Source organism: Actinomadura sp. KC216 (assembly GCF_004348535.1).
In the GTDB taxonomy this organism is placed as follows: Bacteria; Actinomycetota; Actinomycetes; order Streptosporangiales; family Streptosporangiaceae; genus Spirillospora.
Genome location: NZ_SMJX01000201.1, coordinates 1 through 15,302, shown reverse-complemented (window position 1 = coordinate 15,302; position 15,302 = coordinate 1). Strand labels below are relative to the sequence as shown.

Sequence of the window (15,302 nt, the reverse complement as noted above, 5' to 3'; positions counted from 1 at the left end):
GTTGGATGGTGGTGGGTGGGGGCTGGAGGACGGTGGGTCGAGCGGATGCGCCGCGGGACCTCGTTGCACTGTGCAAGGATGGGGCCCTTTCAAGATCCGATCTGGAGCGCGGTCCGCTCGGAGGCGTGAGGTGAGCGACGACGCGGTGTCCGCCGCACTGCCCATGTCGATCGACATCACGATCGAGCGCGGCTGCATCGTCGTCCGGCTGGGCGGCCATCTCGTGAACGACAACGTCCCGCGGCTGAACCGCTGGATGAACCGCATCGGGCGGCTGGAGGGCCGCGTCCTGGTCGCGATGGACCTGCGCGGCGTCGTGGCCTGCGACTCCGTCGGCGTGGAGGCGCTCGTCGACGGCGCCGGGCGCATCCGCCGGTCGGGCGGCTTCCTCATCGCCGCCAACTATCCCGACGCGTGCGCCGCGTTCGCGGGGCGGGCCGTCCTGGAGACCCGCCCCACCGTCCACGACGCCATCGACGAACTTCACGCCTGGCTGTCCTGACCTCTGGTCAGGACGCGCGGTCGCGCTCGGCGGCGAGCTGCAGCGCCACGTCGATGATCATGTCCTCCTGGCCGCCGACGTACCCGGCCTCGCCGACCTTCTGCAGGATCTCGTGCGCCGGGACGCCGTAGCGCTCCGCCGCCCGCTCGGCGTGCAGCAGGAAGCTGGAGTACACGCCCGCGTAGCCCTGCGTGATCGCGCCCCGGTCGGCGAACGGCAGCCGGTGCAGGAACGGCTTCACCACCTCGTCGGCGGCGGCCATCACGCCTTGCACGTCCACGCCCGTCGGGACGCCGAGCCGCTCGAACGTCGGGACGAGCACCTCGGTCGGCGAGTTGCCCGCGCCCGCGCCGAGCGCGCACAGCGCCCCGTCGATCTGCAGCGCGCCGTTCTGCTGCGCCAGCACGGAGTTCGCCACGCCCAGCGACAGGTTCTGGTGCCCGTGGAAACCGACCTGCGCCTCGTGCCCGATCTCCTTCACCAGCGCGCTGATCCGCTCCTGCGCGTCGCCGAGGACCAGCGCCCCGGCGGAGTCGACGACGTAGACGCACTGCGCGCCGCCGTCCACCATGATCCGCGCCTGCTTCGCCAGCTCCTCCGGCCCGACGCGGTGCGACAGCATCAGGAAACCGACCGTCTCCATGCCGAGGTCGCGGGCGGCGGCGAAGTGCTGAAGCGACACGTCCGCCTCGGTGCAGTGCGTCGCGATCCGCGCGACGGACGCGCCCGCGTCGTGCGCCAGCTTCAGGTCCTCGACCGTGCCGAGCCCCGGCAGCAGCAGGACGGCGATCTTCGCGCGGGTCGCCTCGTCCACGGCGGCGGCGACGAGCTTGACGTCGTCCTCCAGCGAGAAGCCGTAGTTGAACGACGAGCCGCCGAGGCCGTCGCCGTGCGTGACCTCGATGACCTCGACCCCGGCACCGTCCAGCGCGTGCACGACCCCGCGGACCTGCTCCTCGGTGAAGCGGTGCGCCATCGCGTGGCTGCCGTCCCGCAGCGTCGAGTCGGTGATGCGGATCTTCTGGTTCGCGGTCTCGGTCATGTGGTGGCCTTCCTGCGCGCGAGCTGCTCGCCGACGCGGGCGGCGGCCGCGGTCATGATGTCGAGGTTCCCCGCCCAGGGCGGCAGGTGGTCGCCGTTGCCGCGCACCTCCAGGAACACGGCGACGCGCGCCATCCCGTTCCAGATGTCGCGGGGCTCGTCGAACTGCGGCGCCGCGCGGAGCGAGTAGCCGGGCACGTAGGTCTGCACCTCGGCGACCATCTTCTCGATCGACTCGGCGACGGCCTTGGTGTCGGCGTCCGGCGGGATCGCGCAGAACACCGTGTCCCGCATGATCATCGGCGGCACCACCGGGTTCAGGATGATGATCGCCTTGCCGCGCCCGGCGCCGCCGACCTTCTCGATCGCGCGGGCCGTGGTCTGCGTGAACTCGTCGATGTTCGCGCGGGTGCCGGGACCGGCGGACCGGGACGCGATCGACGCGACGATCTCCGCGTACGAGACCGGCACCACCGACGACACGGCGTGCACGATCGGGATCGTCGCCTGCCCGCCGCACGTGATCATGTTGAGGTTGGCGGCGTCCGACAGCGTGTCCAGGTTCACCGGCGGGCACACGAGCGGGCCCGTCGCGGCGGGCGTCAGGTCGATCGCCGTGACCCCCGCCTCCGCGTAGCGGGGCGCGTTCGCCAGATGCGCCTTCGCGGACGTCGCCTCGAACACGATGTCGGGCAGCGTCGGCTGGTTCAGCAGCCAGTCGACCCCCTCCGCCGACGCCGGGACGCCCAACTTCCGGGCGCGCTCCAGGCCGTCGGACTCCGGGACGACCCCGACCATCGAATGGACGTCGATCAGCTCGCTGCGCATCAGCTTGACCAGCAGGTCGGTGCCGATGTTCCCGGGCCCGACGATCGCCGCCGTCAGCTTGCTCACGATGCCTCCTCCTTTCCGAACCGGGCGGTGACGGTACCGATCCCGGCGAACGTCGCGGTGACCGTCTCGCCAGGCGCGACCGGGACGGCCGCCGTGACCGAGCCGGGCAGCACCACGTGCCCCGGTTCGAGGGCCACGCCGCGCTCGCCGAGGACGTTCGCCAGCCACACCAGCGCGTTGACCGGCGAGCCGAGCACCGCGCCGCCCGCGCCGGTGTCGACCAGGTCGCCGTCGCGGCGGAGCAGGCAGCCCATCAGCGACAGGTCCAGGCCGTCCAGCCGGACCGGGCGGGTGCCGAGCACCACGCCGCCGCTGGAGGCGTTGTCGGCGATCGTGTCCGGCAGCGTGATCTTCCAGTCGGCGATGCGGGAGTCGATCACCTCCAGCGCGGGCAGCACGTACTCCACGGCGGCGACCGCGTCCGCGGCCGTCGCGCCCGGCCCCGACAGCGGGCGGCCGAGCACGAACGCGATCTCCGGCTCGATCCGCGGCTGCAGGAACCGGCCGGTGTCGATCGGGGCGCTGTCCTGGAAGAACATCGTGTGCAGCAGGACGCCGAAGTCCGGCTGGTCCACGCCCATCTGGCGCTGCATCGCCGCCGACGTCAGCCCGACCTTGTGGCCCTTGATCCGCGCGCCCGCCCGCGTCCACGCCTCGACCTGCGCGAGCTGGACCGCGTAGGCGTCGGCCACCGTCATGTCCGGATGGCCCGCCGTCAGCGGCGCGATGGGGGTGCGGGTCGCGTACGCGTCGAGCAGCGCGGCCGCGGCCTTCTCCACGGAACCCGGGTCCATGGACCGTCCTTTCGTCGTCGCGCACATCGTCTGGGGTACGCGAAGAGCCTGTCCCACCTGGGGCGATGCGGGCAACGCGCGCGTCCCGCGTGGTGGGACACTTGTTGGCATGACGTCCGGTGACGACTCGTTCCTGCGGCGCGCCGTCGCCGTGCTGGCCGCGTTCCGCGCCGACGACGACGGCCTCGGCGCCGCCGAGCTCGCCCGCCGCAGCGGCCTGCCGAAGTCGACGGCGCACCGGATCGCGCTCGACCTGGTGGAGGCGGGGCTGCTGGAGCGGCGCGGCACGCGGGTGCGGCTCGGGCTGAAGCTGTTCGAGATCGGGCAGCGGGTGCCGCGGCAGCGGGTGCTGCGCGACGCCGCCGTCCCCTACATGTCGGACCTGCGGGAGGCGACCCGGCAGACCGTCCACCTGGCGGTGCTGGAGGGCGGCGAGGTCGTCTACGTGGAGATCCTCGGCTCGCCCGGCGGGCCGCGGCTGCCGTCCCAGGTCGGCGGGCGGCTGCCCGCGCACGTGACGGGGGTCGGGAAGGCGATCCTGGCGTTCTCCCCGCCGGACGTGGCGAAGGCCGTCCTGGAGTCGGACCTCGTCAAGCGGAGCGAGCGGAGCATCACCGCGCCGGGGCTTCTCGCGAAGGAGCTGGAGCGGATCCGGCGGGAGGGCGTCGCCTACGACCGGGAGGAGTCGGGGAAGGGCATCGTGTGCGCGGCGAGCCCCGTCCTCGGCCCGGACGGCGTGGCGCTCGGCGCGCTGTCGGTGTCGGGCTGGTCGACGAAGATGCGGCTGGCGGTGGTCGCCCCGGCCGTCCACACCGCCGCGCTCACGCTGTCGCGCACCCTCGGCGGCGAACCCTAGCCGTCGCCGGCCGGCAGGTGGCGGGCGAGGAGCTGCGCGAGGTGCTCGCCGTCGCGGTCGGACAGCTCGCGGAGCTGGGTGCGGCAGCTGAACCCGTCCGCCAGCACGACACCGTTTCTCCCCGTTCTCCGCACGGCCGGGAGCAACTGCTGCTCGGCGACCGCGACCGACACGTCGTGATGCCCCTTCTCGACGCCGAAGTTCCCGGCGAGCCCGCAGCAGTTCCCGAGCCGGTCGACGTCGGCGCCCGCGTTCTTGAGGAGGGCGGCGTCCTTCGTCCAGCCCATGACGGCGTGGTGGTGGCAGTGCGGCTGCGCGATCCCCTCGACACCGGACAGGTCCGGCGGCGTCCAATCAGGGGTCTCGGCGAGGAGTTCGGCGAGCGTGCGGGTGGCGGCGGCCACCTCGCGGGCGGCGGCCGCGTCCACCCCGCCCAGCAGCTCCTCCGCGTCGGAGCGCAGCACGCCCGTGCAGGACGGCTCCATCCCGACGACCTTGGCGCCGCGCCGCACGTGGGGGAGCAGCGCCCGGACGGTCCGCCTGGCCTGCGCGCGCGCCCCGTCCAGTTGCCCGGTCGAGATCCACGTGATCCCGCAGCACACCGGCCGCTCGGTGACGGACACGCGGTACCCGGCATGCTCCAGAACCTTCACGGTCGCCTTCCCCACGTCGGGGGAGAAGGCGTCGGTGAAGCTGTCCACGAACAGCACGACATCGCCGTTGCGTCCCTCGCCGCTCCTGTGGGACGCGAACCAGCGGCGGAACGTCACCGGCGCGAACGCGGGCAGCGTGCGGCGCCGGTCGATGCCCGCACCCCACGCGACCAGCGGTTTCAGCGCCCGCGCCCGCATCGCCGCATTCATGATCTTGATGGCCGCCGGGGACTTGGCGGCCAGGCGCGTCCAGCGGGGGAGCCGGCCGAGCGCGTAGTGGGAACGCGGCCGGAGCCTCCGCCGGTAGCGCCGGTGCAGCGCCTCCGCCTTGTAGGACGCCATGTCGATCCCGGTCGGGCAGTCCGAGGCGCACCCCTTGCACGACAGGCACAGATCGAGCACGTCGTGCAGGGCCTCGGATTTCCAGCCGTCCGGGCCGAGTTTCCCGCTCACGACCTCCTGCAGCACCCGGGCCCGTCCGCGCGTGGAGTCCTTCTCCTCCCGCGTCGCCAGATAGGACGGGCACATCACCCCGCCCGCGCCGGTGTTGTCGGCACGGCATTTGCCCACGCCCGTGCACCGGTGCACGGCCCGGGAAAGGTCGCCGCGGTCGTCCCGGAAGGCGAGGCCCAGCCCGCGTTTCAGCGGGACGACCTGCGCCGGACGCAGATCCGCGTCCACCGCCGCAGGGCGCACGATGATCCCCGGATTGAGCAGGTCATCCGGATCGAACACGTCCTTGACCGCCGAACAAAGCCCCAGTGCCTCGGCCGAATACATATGGGGCAGCAGTTCGCTCCGCGCGCGCCCGTCGCCGTGCTCGCCCGACATGGTGCCGCCATGCCGCGCCGCGAGCGTCGCCGCCTCGTTCAGGAAACTCCGGAAAACACGCGTCCCCTCTTCGGCGTCCCGGCCGAAGGGGAAGTCGATGCGGACGTGAATGCACCCGTCCCCGAAATGCCCGTAGGGAACGCCGAACAGGTCATAGCCGTCCAGCAGCGCCTCAAGCTCGCGCAGGTACGCGCCGAGCCGCTCCGGGGGAACGGCCGAGTCCTCCCACCCGGCGTGGGCCTGCTCGCCTCCGGGCGTCCGCGCCACGAGGCCGGAGCCGTCCTCCCGGATCCGCCACAGCGCGTCGCCGAGCGCCATGTCCTCGACGAACATCGAGTCGACGCAGCCCGACTCCTTGACGACCCGCCGCGCGGTGGCGCGCAGATCCCCGAGCTCCGTCCCCGCCAGCTCCACGAGCATCCACCCGGACCCGCGCGGCAGCGGCGGCACCGCGTCCGCCCCGCGCCGCTCCCGCACCACCCCGGTGATCCGCGAGTCGAGCCCCTCGCACGCCACGGGCCCGAACGGCAGGATCGCCGGGACGGCGTCGGCGGCCTCCGCCATCGACCCGTACCCGAGCACGACCAGCAGGCGGCATTCGGGCTCGCGCACCATCCGGATCCGCGCCGCCATCGTCAGCGCCAGCGTCCCCTCGCTCCCCACCAGGGCCCGCGCCACGTCGAACCCGTTCTCGGGCAGCAGATGCTCGAGCGAGTAGCCGGACACCTGCCGCCCGAACCGCCCGAACTCCGTCCGGATCACCGCGAGATGCTCGCCCACGAGCCCCCGGAGCCTCTCCAGCACCGCGCTCTCGGCCCCGGCGCCCGGCATGTCGCCGAGCCGCAGCCGCTCCCCGGACCCGGCGACGACATCGAGCCCGAGCACGTTGTCGCTGGTCCGCCCGTAGCCGAGCGCCCGCGACCCGCACGCGTTGTTGCCGATCATCCCGCCGAGCGTCGCCCGCGTCCGCGTCGACGGATCGGGCCCGAACCGCAGCCCGTGCACCGCCGCGACCTGATGCAGCCGCGCCTGCACGATCCCCGGCTCGGCCAGCGCCGTCCCGGCCTCCGGGTCGATCTCCAGCACGCGGTTCAAATGGCGGCTGACGTCCACGACCACGCCCGGCCCGACCGCGTTGCCCGCGATGGACGTCCCGCCGCCCCGCATCGTCAGCGGCACCCCCGCGTCCCGGCACACGCGCAGCACTTCCGGCAGCTCGCCCGCCTCCCGGGGCGTCACCACCACCCGCGGCGGGACGCGGTACAGCGAGGCGTCGGAAGAGTACATCGACCGGGCGAGCGCGGAGTCGTCCACCCCGCGGGCCCCGGCCCGCCGCAGCGCCGCCACCAGCTCGCCGCGCTCGGTGCTGTTCTCGGGACGTTCGGTCACGCCTCCAACCGTAGGTCACCCGGCGGGGTAGAGGCCGCGCACCTGCGCGTTCAGCCGGGCGAGCCCCAGCAGCGCGTCGATCGACGGCGTCGGCACCCCGACCTCGCGGGCCAGCTCGGTCACCGCCGTGACCAGCGCGTCCAGCTCGACGGGGCGGCCGGCGTCGGCGTCCTGGAGCATCGAGGTCCGGACGGCGCCGAGCCCGCGGCTGATCGCGTGCCGGTCCTCGGGGTCGGTGTAGATCGGCAGCCCGATCCGCGCCCCGACCTCCGCCGCCTCCCGCATGCACGCGGTCGCGAACGCGCGCGCGAGCGGATCGTCCAGAATGCGGTCCATGGTCGCGCCCGTCAGCATCGACAGCGGGTTCAAGGTCATGTTGCCCCACAGCTTGAACCACACGCTCCGCTGGATCCGCTCCGCGACCTCCACCTCGAACCCGGCCCGCCGCAGCGGCCCGGCGATCGACTCGACCCGCTCGTACCCGCCGCCGCGCGGCTCGCCGAGGATGACCCGCTCACCGGCCGTGTGCCGGACGACGCCCGGCTCCGGGCACGACGCCGACAGGTGCAGGACGCTCCCGACGACCTGCCGCGGCGGCAGCATGCCGGACACCGCCCCGCCGGGGTCGATCGACTCCAGCCGGATGTCCTGGTCGAGGCCGTAGAAGAACCACCACGGGACACCGTTCATCACGGGGACGATCACGCTCCACTCCCCGAGGAGCCGCGCGATCGCACCGGCCGCCCGGGGCAGCGCGGTCGTCTTGACCGCGATGACCACCACGTCCTGCGGGCCCAGCTCGGCGGGGTCCTCGACCACCTCCACCGGGATGGGCTCGGACCGTCCGGCCTCGTCCAGCAGCACCAGCCCGCCCCGCTTGCGGACGGCCTTCGACGTCTCCCCGCGCGCCACCGCGACCACGTCGGCACCGGCCCGGCCGAGCCGCGCCGCGAGCAGCCCGCCGACCGCACCAAGCCCGAACACGCAGACCCTCATGGGAGGCCCTCCTCAGCTCGACGGCGGCGGGCGTCCCCCGGACCGCCGCCGATAACCCACCCCCAGTTCAGGAATTGGTGCGGGACTGCACTAGCCGTCCGCGTCGCCGGCGGCCGTGCCCAGACCGATCCGCAGCGGTCTCCCGCGTAACACGTTCATGATCGCCAGCATCCAGCGGAAGCCCCACCCCGTCAACGCCCTGTTTTCATGGGGTTCCCCGTCCGTCCCTTGACCTCAAGCCCGGTCGAGTTCCTAGCGTGAACGCCGAACGACAAGGCACGACCCGGGGGAGAGACCCATGACCGAGACGTCCGAGACCAACGACACCCGACCCGCCGTGACCATGATCGGCCTCGGCGAGATGGGCACCGCCCTGGCGACCGCCTTCCTGGACGGCGGCCACCCGACCACCGTCTGGAACCGGACGCCCGGCAAGGCCGACGCCCTGGTGTCGAAGGGCGCGCACCTCGCCGAGACCGTCCGCGACGCCGTCGCCGCCAGCCCGCTCCTGGTCGTCAACCTGAAGGGCAACACCGCCGCCCGCGAGGTCTTGGCATCGGCGGGCGACGCCCTGGCCGGAAAGGCGGTGGTCAACCTCACCGACGGCACGTCCGCCGAGGTCACCGCCGTCGCCGAGTGGACCGCCGGGCAGGGCGCGCACTACCTGCACGGCCAGATCATGACGATCGCCCCCGGCATAGGCCACCCGGACGCGGTCGTCTTCTACGGCGGCGACAAGACCGTGTACGACCGCTTCCAGTCAACACTTCAACTCCTGAGCGGCCGGGCAAGCCTGATCGCTGACGATCCGCGCGCGCCGGTCCTGTACGGCATGGCCGTCCACGGCACCATGTGGGGCACGTTGAACGGCTTCCTCCACGCCGCCGCCCTCCTGAGGAACGAGGGCATCGAGGTGAGCCGCTTCCTGGAGGACGCCACCCCCTCGGTCTCCGCCCTCCTGTCCTTCCTCCCGTCGATCGCCGACACCGTCGACCGCGGCGACCACGCAGTGGAGTACGGCGCCCTGAAACACCACCTGCCCTCGATAGAGGACCTCTTCCACGAAAGCCAGGCCCGAGGCGTGGACGCCGAACTCCCCGCCTACACCCTGGCCCTGGTAGCCAGGGCCATTGACCAGGGCCACGCCAACGACAACTACTCCCGCCTGATCGACCACTACACCAACCCCTAGAGCTGTCACTCTCCGTATGATCGGCGCCACCGTCCGCCGACTTCGGAGCCAAGATGACCGTTTGGGGCAGGCCCCTCACCTGGCAGGAATTCCTTGCCATCGGTGACGACGATCGACGCGACCTCGAAATCGTTGACGGCTGCGTCCTGCCCCGCGAGAGCCGTGGCCGCGCTCACCAGAAAGTGGCCACCCGGCTGTCCTCGGCACTCGAACGGGCGACCGTCCACGAGACCAACACGGGAGTGGACGTTCTCCTCTGGGACGCTCCGCCGACGGCACGCAAACCGGACACGATCGTGCATCGCCGCGTCCCGCCGGGCATCTCCGCACTGAGGCCCGAGCACGTCCTGATCGCGGCCGAGGTGCTGTCGACGTGGTCGGGACGTCGTGACCGCGTCCACAAGATGGGCGACTACGCCGATGCGGGCATTCCGCATTACTGGCTGGTGGCGTTCGACAAGGTGGGCGCGCTCTCCATCGAGCGCTACGCCTTGACGGACGGCTCGCACCGGTACACGCACATCGCGACGACGCACCGGGACATGGGCCCGGTCGCCGTCACCGCGACGGACCCGTTCCCGATCGAGATCCTCTGGGAGCACCTTGAGGTGGCTCCCCGCGTGTGACCTGCCCGATGGGGGATCAGCCGGTGGTGACCTTGGTCGTCTCCGCCGCACTTCACCCAGACCACCGTCGAATGCGGCCTGCCGTCCGTGTGATGAGCTTCGGTTGGTCGAGGGGTCTCACTCATGAGGGTTCTACGAGCGAGGAGGGTTCATGGGGAAGGTCATCTACGGGATGCACACCTCGATCGACGGCTACATCGAGGATTCCGGTGGCGGCTTCGGTTTCCTGACGCCGGCGGAGGACGTCCACCAGGCGGCGAACGACCAGATCCGGCGGGCCTCGGCGTTGCTGTTCGGGCGGCGGCTCTACGAGATGATGGAGGAGCCCTGGACGCAACAGCTCGGCAAGGAGGGCGCCCCGGCCGTCGAGCGCGAGTTCGCCGAGCTGTACAAGGAGACGCCGCGGTACGTCTTCTCCGACACCCTCCAGAGCGTCCCCGAGGGGGTCACGCTCGTCCGCCGCGAGGACGCAGTGCCGACGGTGACGCGCCTCAAGCAGGAGGTCGACGGCAATCTGGAGATCGGCGGCCCGGAGCTGGCCGCGTCCATGGTGGACCTGATCGACGAGTTCTGGGTGTACGCGTTCCCCGTGATGATCGGGGGCGGCAAGCCGTTCCTGCCCGTGGGGAAGGAGCTGCCGCTGCGCCTGGTCGAGCACCGTTCGTTCGCCTCGGGGACCATGTTCCTGCGCTACGTCCGCGCCTGACCTCACGTGTCGGACGCGGCCGGGAGCGGGCGGCGGAGGAGGACGCGGCCAGGGGGAGGAGCACGGTGAGGAGGCCGAGGGCGGAGAAACCGCCGAGGTTGGCGGCGATCCCGTGCGCACCGAACGCGGTGGTGAAACCCGCCGCGTACAGCGGCCACATCCGCCGCGAAGGGGCGGCGGGCCGAGGTCGGCCGGTCATCGGCTCTCCTCGCCGGTTGAATCCGGTACCGGGGTACAGGCTTACCGTGAAGAAATGGAGCTGAAGCAAGTATCGACCGGGCCTGACGATGATGGGTGGACGCCGCAGGCGTGCACGCTGCCGACCGCCGAGCGCCCGTTGCGGGTGGCCGAGTTCGACGCCCTGTTCGCCGACGCGGTGACCGCCGTCCGGCCCGATGGGCCCGGCCGGGTGCGACTGGAGTTGCGTGCCGATCCGCTGGTGGCCGGGCGGGCCGCCGAGCTGGCGGCCCGGGAGACCGGGTGCTGCTCGTTCTTCACCTTCACCCTGACCGCCACCGGCGGTGCGCTGGAGTTGCAGGCCCGCGTCGACGAGCCGCACATCGAGGTGCTGGACGCGATGGCCGCCCGCGCCACCCGGATCAGTGCCGGGGCCCGGCCGTGACCACCGCCTCCGGGGTGGACGGCCGGTTGCGCAGCGGGCAGGTCGCGGCCGCGGCCGGGGTGAGCCGGCAGACGTTGCGCTACTACGAGCGGCGCGGCCTGCTGCGCGCGCCGGACCGGACGCCGGGCGGGCACCGGCTGTATCCGGCCGAGGCGGTGACGCTGCTGCGGGTGATCAAGACCGCGCAGCGGCTGGGCTTCACCCTTGAGGAGGTCGCCGGTCTCCTGGATGCCGGTACCCACCGTCATGGGCATCGGCGGCGGCGTCCGGACGCTGGGCTGCGGGAGAGCGCGCAGGCCAAGCTCGCCGAGGTCGAAGCCAAGATCACCGATCTGCAGGTCATCGCGGGCACGCTGCGCCAGGCGCTGAAGGCCGGATGCGACGATCTGGTCGCCTGCGCCGCCGAAGAGGGCTGCCCGCTGCCGTTCGCCGGCCTGGCCGACGAATAGAATATTGCGATCTTATTTTCTGCCGTCCGGATCGCCGCGCATGACCGGGCCGAGCCGGTGCTGCGCCGGATCAACGACTGGTTCACCCGCAACAGCGCCAAGGCCCTCGGCTGGACGGTCGGCGGAATCGGCATCGGCCTGGCCCTCAACGCCGTGATCGCCCTCCTCGCCGAATCCGCCTGAACTTCCGCGGCTAGGCCCGTTCTTCCACGGGTGGGGCCTGGGTCGCCTCGGGGACGAGGGTCTCGCGGGACACCTGTCCCGCGGCGGCGAGAGCGCGGCCCACGGGGTAGGCGTGGGCGCTCGCGGGGAGGTCTCCGCTGCGGCCGCTGAGCATCACGTCGACGCCGCCGACGGTGCCGTCCGGGACGGTGGGCCGGGGGAGACGCCGCAGTGTCTGCCGGGCGACCGCCTCCGCGCTGTCGTAGAGGGCCGTGCCCGCGGGCAGCCGCCGCAGAATCTCCGGTGCGACGAGGGGGTAGTGGGTGCAGCCCAAGACGACGGCGTCGCAGTGGCCGGGTGTTCGCTCGGCCGCGTCATCGATCGCTCTGGACGCGGCGGCCACGTCCCCGTGATCGATCGCCTCGGCCAGGCCGGGGCAGGCGACCTGCTCGACCGGCTTGCCGTTCGCGAACTCGGCGATCAGGCGGGCCTGGTAGGTGCTGGCCGTCGTCCGGACGGTCGCCCACACCGCGATGCTCCGGCCCGCCGCCGCGGCCGGTTTCACGGCGGGAACGGTCCCGATCACCGGAACCTCGGGCTCGAACTCCTCGCGCAGGACGTCGATCGCGGTGACCGTGGCGGTGTTGCAGGGCACCACGATCGCCTCCGCGTCGCGTCCGATCGCGGCACGAGCGGCGCTGAACAGGCGGTCGGTGATGAAGGACGTGGTCCGCGGGCCCCAGGGCGCGCCTTCGGGGTCCATGAGGAGGAGCAGATCGAGCCGCGGAGCGAGATGCCGCAGCCAACCGGCGGTGGAGAGGAGCCCGAGCCCCGAGTCGATCAATGCCACCTTCACGCCGGTCAAGCTATCAAGACCGCTCGGACGGCGACGCGATCGGTCCGGCCGATCTGAGGCCGAGATCGTCCGGGAGGATATTCGAGCCGCGACACCGCCGCCGCCGCGCCGAAGTCCGCATTCAGCCAGTGCGGGATCGTGCCCGGTTTCCGCCTGTAGCCTCGAAATGCGGGCGAGGGCTTTTCTGGGGGGCGTTGTGCGGTTTCGGATTCTCGGCCCACTTGAGGTGGCGGACGGTGAAGCGCGCCTCGCGATTGGCGGACCGCAGCAGCAGGCCTTGCTGGCCGTGCTTCTGTTACACGCCAACCGGGTCGTTTCCACCGATCGGTTGATCGAACATTTGTGGGGGGACCAGCCTCCTTCCGCGGCGCGCGAGTTGTTGCAGGGATGTGTCGCGCGGCTCCGCCGGGTTCTGTCCGCGGACGGCGGACCGCCGCCGATCGTCACGCGTGCGCCCGGCTATGTGCTGGAGGCCCGGCCGGGCGAGCTCGACCGGGATCGGTTCGAGGAGCTGACCACGGCCGCGCACGCGCTCGCGGGCGACGATTCCATGACCGCGTTGGACGAGCGTTCGGCACTGCTGACGCAGGCTCTCGCGCTGTGGCGCGGTCCCGTCCTGGACGGGCTCTCGCTGGACGCGTGGAGGCCGGAGGCCCTGCGCCTGGAGGAGGACAGGCTCGCGGCACTCGAGGACCGCGTCGAGACCGATCTGCGGTTGGGCCGGCATGCCGACGTCGTCGGTGAGCTGCGGTCCTACGTACGCCTCCATCCGCTGCGCGAGCGCTTCTGGGCGTCGCTGATGACCGCCTTGGCACGGGCCGGACGCCGGAGCGACGCGCTGGCCGCGTTCCGCCGGCTCCGCGAGACTCTCGTGGACGAGTTGGGCGTCGAGCCGTCGGCCTCGCTGCAGGCGCTGCACCGGCAGATCCTGTCCGGAACCGAGGCGCCCACCGCCGCGAGCGACATCGCCGCCCCGATCAACGGTGACCCCGCGCCCGGAGGGAACGCCGGGTCGTTCGCCGATCCGGCGCGGCCGCCGCGCCGGACGGCCGGGGGCCCCACCGGCACCTCGCGTCCCGGCGGCCGGATCCGGGCCGGCCGGGGCCACGCGCGCCATCGCGGACCGGCGCGTCCGGCCGAGCAGCCGGTGCGCTTCACCGCCGTGAACGGTCGCCGGGCCGCATGGTCCGCCGTCGGATCGGGGCCTCTCCTGGTGGTCGGCGGCTGGTTCTGCAGCCACCTGGAGCTGGAATGGCGCAACCCGCGCTTCCGGCGGTTCGTCACCGCGCTCGCGGAGCGTTTCACCGTGGTCCGGTACGACCGCCCTGGCAGCGGCCTGTCCGACCGGGACGCGTTGCCCAGTACCGACCTGGACGATGAGATCGCCGTCCTGGCGGCCGTCGTCGACGACGTCGCCGGGCCCGACGACCGGGTGGCGCTGCTCGGCGGCTCGTCCGGAGGATGCGTGTCGGCGGGCTACGCGGCGATGTACCCGGACAGGGTCGAGCGGCTCTTGCTGTACGGCTGCTACGCCGACGGCGCGGAGATAACCGAACGCCAGGCGCGGGAGTCGCTCCTCTCGATCGTCGGCGCCCACGCGGGTGTCGGCTCCAGGCTGCTCGCCGACGTCTTCGTCCCGGACGGGAGTACCGAGGAACGCGACGAGTTCGCCGCGTTCCTCCGGGCGTCCGCGACACCGGCCATCCTGGAGACCTCGCTGCGCACGGTCTACGGCTACGACGTCCGCGATCGGCTCGGCGGCCTGCGCGCGCCGACGCTCGTCCTGCATCGTCGCGAAGACCGCGCCATACCGTTCACGCTCGGCCAGGATGTGGCGCGGCGGATCCCCGGCGCGTCGTTCATAGCCTTGGACGGCAAGGACCACCTGCCGTGGCGGGGTGACTCGGCGCCCTTGGTCCAGACCGCGCTCGGCTTTCTCCGCGATGGTGATCCGGCGCTCTGCCGTCCGAGCCTTCCGGCGGTGCAACGGCCCGTGGCGCCCGGCTGAGCGGCCCCGCGGAGAGGGTGAACCGGCGGCCCTTGGCAGCCGATGGGAGACCGATGGGAAGGCCCGCCCAGCGCCTTCCCGGCAACCGTCCAGCGCGAGGCGCGACGCTCGGGAGGACGGGCAGGCATCCGGCCTGCCGTGAAGGGGGAGTTACGTTGTCTCACCTACGCAGAATGGTCGCGCTGCCCGCGGCCGGGCTCCTGTCGGTCGGGATGCTCGCGGGAACGGGCGGCACCGCGAGCGCCGCAGCCAGCAGCGCCTCGCTCAACATCGGCAAGGTCAGCGGCTCGAACCTCACCTGCTTGATCACCGTCCGCGGGCACGCGCACCTGGTTCAGCCGAACGTCACGGGGCTGTTCCTGAAGGTCCGCGGCGAAGACCCGGTGGACGACGACGAAATCCTGGACAAGGGCGGCTTCACCAGTGACGCCGCGGGCAACTTCGTGATCCAGCAAAGGATTCCCTGCGAGTCCCTCGATGAGGATTGGGGCGTAGACGAGATCTACGTGAACGTCACCTACCGCGACCCGGTTCTCGCGAAGGCGTTCGTGATCAGGTCCAACACGATCAAGCAGAGCTTCTGACGGCTTCCGCCCGTCCCGATTCAGAAGGCGCGGACGGGTGGAACGGGCAACCCGCCGGTTCACCGGCGGGTTGCCACAGGGCCAGTGCCACTCTCACCTCGTGGACCGCGCCGACCCGTCCTTGATCACCCGCACCAACCC

16 protein-coding genes are annotated in these 15,302 nt (G+C 72.2%); 10 read left to right on the top strand and 6 right to left on the bottom strand.

Annotation, left to right across the window (positions count from 1 at the left end; translation table 11 throughout):
- The first annotated feature begins 130 nt into the window (after positions 1-130).
- Complete coding sequence (locus tag E1264_RS28440; protein WP_132178517.1) at positions 131-502, top strand: STAS domain-containing protein; 372 nt, start codon at positions 131-133, stop codon at positions 500-502.
- Between the two features lie 7 nt (positions 503-509).
- Here E1264_RS28440 and dmpG read toward each other — a convergent pair whose 3' ends face one another.
- Genes dmpG through E1264_RS28425 form a run of 3 tightly spaced genes read right to left on the bottom strand, consistent with a single transcriptional unit; the run spans position 510 to position 3,231 of the window.
- Positions 510-1,544 carry a 4-hydroxy-2-oxovalerate aldolase gene (gene dmpG / locus E1264_RS28435; protein ID WP_132178516.1) on the bottom strand — a complete coding sequence of 345 codons (1,035 nt, stop codon included), beginning with the start codon at positions 1,542-1,544 and terminating at the stop codon, positions 510-512.
- On the bottom strand, positions 1,541-2,437 hold the full coding sequence (locus tag E1264_RS28430; protein WP_132178515.1) for an acetaldehyde dehydrogenase (acetylating): 897 nt from the start codon (positions 2,435-2,437) through the stop codon (positions 1,541-1,543). Before E1264_RS28430 ends, dmpG begins: the two co-directional genes overlap by 4 nt.
- Positions 2,434-3,231, bottom strand: coding sequence for a 2-keto-4-pentenoate hydratase (locus tag E1264_RS28425; protein ID WP_132178514.1), 798 nt, complete (start codon positions 3,229-3,231; stop codon positions 2,434-2,436). The genes E1264_RS28430 and E1264_RS28425 overlap by 4 nt, the downstream gene beginning before the upstream one ends.
- Before the next feature lie 109 nt (positions 3,232-3,340).
- Between E1264_RS28425 and E1264_RS28420 the strand changes: the two genes are divergently transcribed.
- Positions 3,341-4,087, top strand: coding sequence for an IclR family transcriptional regulator (locus tag E1264_RS28420; protein ID WP_132178513.1), 747 nt, complete (start codon positions 3,341-3,343; stop codon positions 4,085-4,087).
- Here the strand turns inward: E1264_RS28420 and E1264_RS28415 are convergent.
- Positions 4,084-6,960 (bottom strand): FAD-linked oxidase C-terminal domain-containing protein, encoded by a 2,877-nt coding sequence (locus tag E1264_RS28415; protein ID WP_347813428.1) that lies wholly within the window; start codon positions 6,958-6,960, stop codon positions 4,084-4,086. The genes E1264_RS28420 and E1264_RS28415 overlap by 4 nt on opposite strands.
- 15 nt (positions 6,961-6,975) lie before the next feature.
- Positions 6,976-7,956, bottom strand: coding sequence for a 2-dehydropantoate 2-reductase (locus tag E1264_RS28410; protein ID WP_132178512.1), 981 nt, complete (start codon positions 7,954-7,956; stop codon positions 6,976-6,978).
- A gap of 298 nt (positions 7,957-8,254) precedes the next feature.
- Here E1264_RS28410 and E1264_RS28405 point away from each other — a divergent pair, with 298 nt between their 5' ends.
- The 6 genes from E1264_RS28405 (at position 8,255) to E1264_RS46025 (ending at position 11,734) form a co-directional block, all read left to right on the top strand.
- A complete protein-coding gene (locus tag E1264_RS28405; RefSeq protein ID WP_132178511.1) occupies positions 8,255-9,148 on the top strand; it encodes an NAD(P)-binding domain-containing protein in 894 nt (297 codons plus the stop codon).
- Between the two features lie 53 nt (positions 9,149-9,201).
- The gene (locus E1264_RS28400; protein ID WP_132178510.1) at positions 9,202-9,774 is read left to right on the top strand and encodes a Uma2 family endonuclease; all 573 of its coding nucleotides are present in this window, start codon (positions 9,202-9,204) and stop codon (positions 9,772-9,774) included.
- Positions 9,775-9,925: 151 nt separating this feature from the next.
- Complete coding sequence (locus E1264_RS28395; RefSeq protein WP_132178509.1) at positions 9,926-10,480, top strand: dihydrofolate reductase family protein; 555 nt, start codon at positions 9,926-9,928, stop codon at positions 10,478-10,480.
- 253 nt (positions 10,481-10,733) lie between these two features.
- Positions 10,734-11,102 (top strand): hypothetical protein, encoded by a 369-nt coding sequence (locus E1264_RS28385; RefSeq protein ID WP_132178508.1) that lies wholly within the window; start codon positions 10,734-10,736, stop codon positions 11,100-11,102.
- Entirely contained in the window at positions 11,099-11,551 is a 453-nt protein-coding gene (locus tag E1264_RS28380) for a MerR family transcriptional regulator (RefSeq protein ID WP_243711225.1), read from the top strand. The genes E1264_RS28385 and E1264_RS28380 overlap by 4 nt, the downstream gene beginning before the upstream one ends.
- Before the next feature lie 57 nt (positions 11,552-11,608).
- Positions 11,609-11,734 (top strand): hypothetical protein, encoded by a 126-nt coding sequence (locus E1264_RS46025; protein WP_279491531.1) that lies wholly within the window; start codon positions 11,609-11,611, stop codon positions 11,732-11,734.
- A gap of 10 nt (positions 11,735-11,744) precedes the next feature.
- On the opposite strand, the gene E1264_RS28375 is transcribed toward E1264_RS46025, so the two are convergent.
- Positions 11,745-12,569, bottom strand: coding sequence for an aspartate/glutamate racemase family protein (locus tag E1264_RS28375; protein WP_132178507.1), 825 nt, complete (start codon positions 12,567-12,569; stop codon positions 11,745-11,747).
- Between E1264_RS28375 and E1264_RS28370 the strand changes: the two genes are divergently transcribed.
- Together E1264_RS28370 and E1264_RS28365 are read left to right on the top strand one after the other, a co-directional pair.
- Positions 12,475-14,577 carry an alpha/beta fold hydrolase gene (locus E1264_RS28370; RefSeq protein ID WP_132178506.1) on the top strand — a complete coding sequence of 701 codons (2,103 nt, stop codon included), beginning with the start codon at positions 12,475-12,477 and terminating at the stop codon, positions 14,575-14,577. The genes E1264_RS28375 and E1264_RS28370 overlap by 95 nt on opposite strands.
- A gap of 173 nt (positions 14,578-14,750) precedes the next feature.
- The gene (locus E1264_RS28365; protein ID WP_132178505.1) at positions 14,751-15,161 is read left to right on the top strand and encodes a hypothetical protein; all 411 of its coding nucleotides are present in this window, start codon (positions 14,751-14,753) and stop codon (positions 15,159-15,161) included.
- Positions 15,162-15,302: the final 141 nt, after the last annotated feature.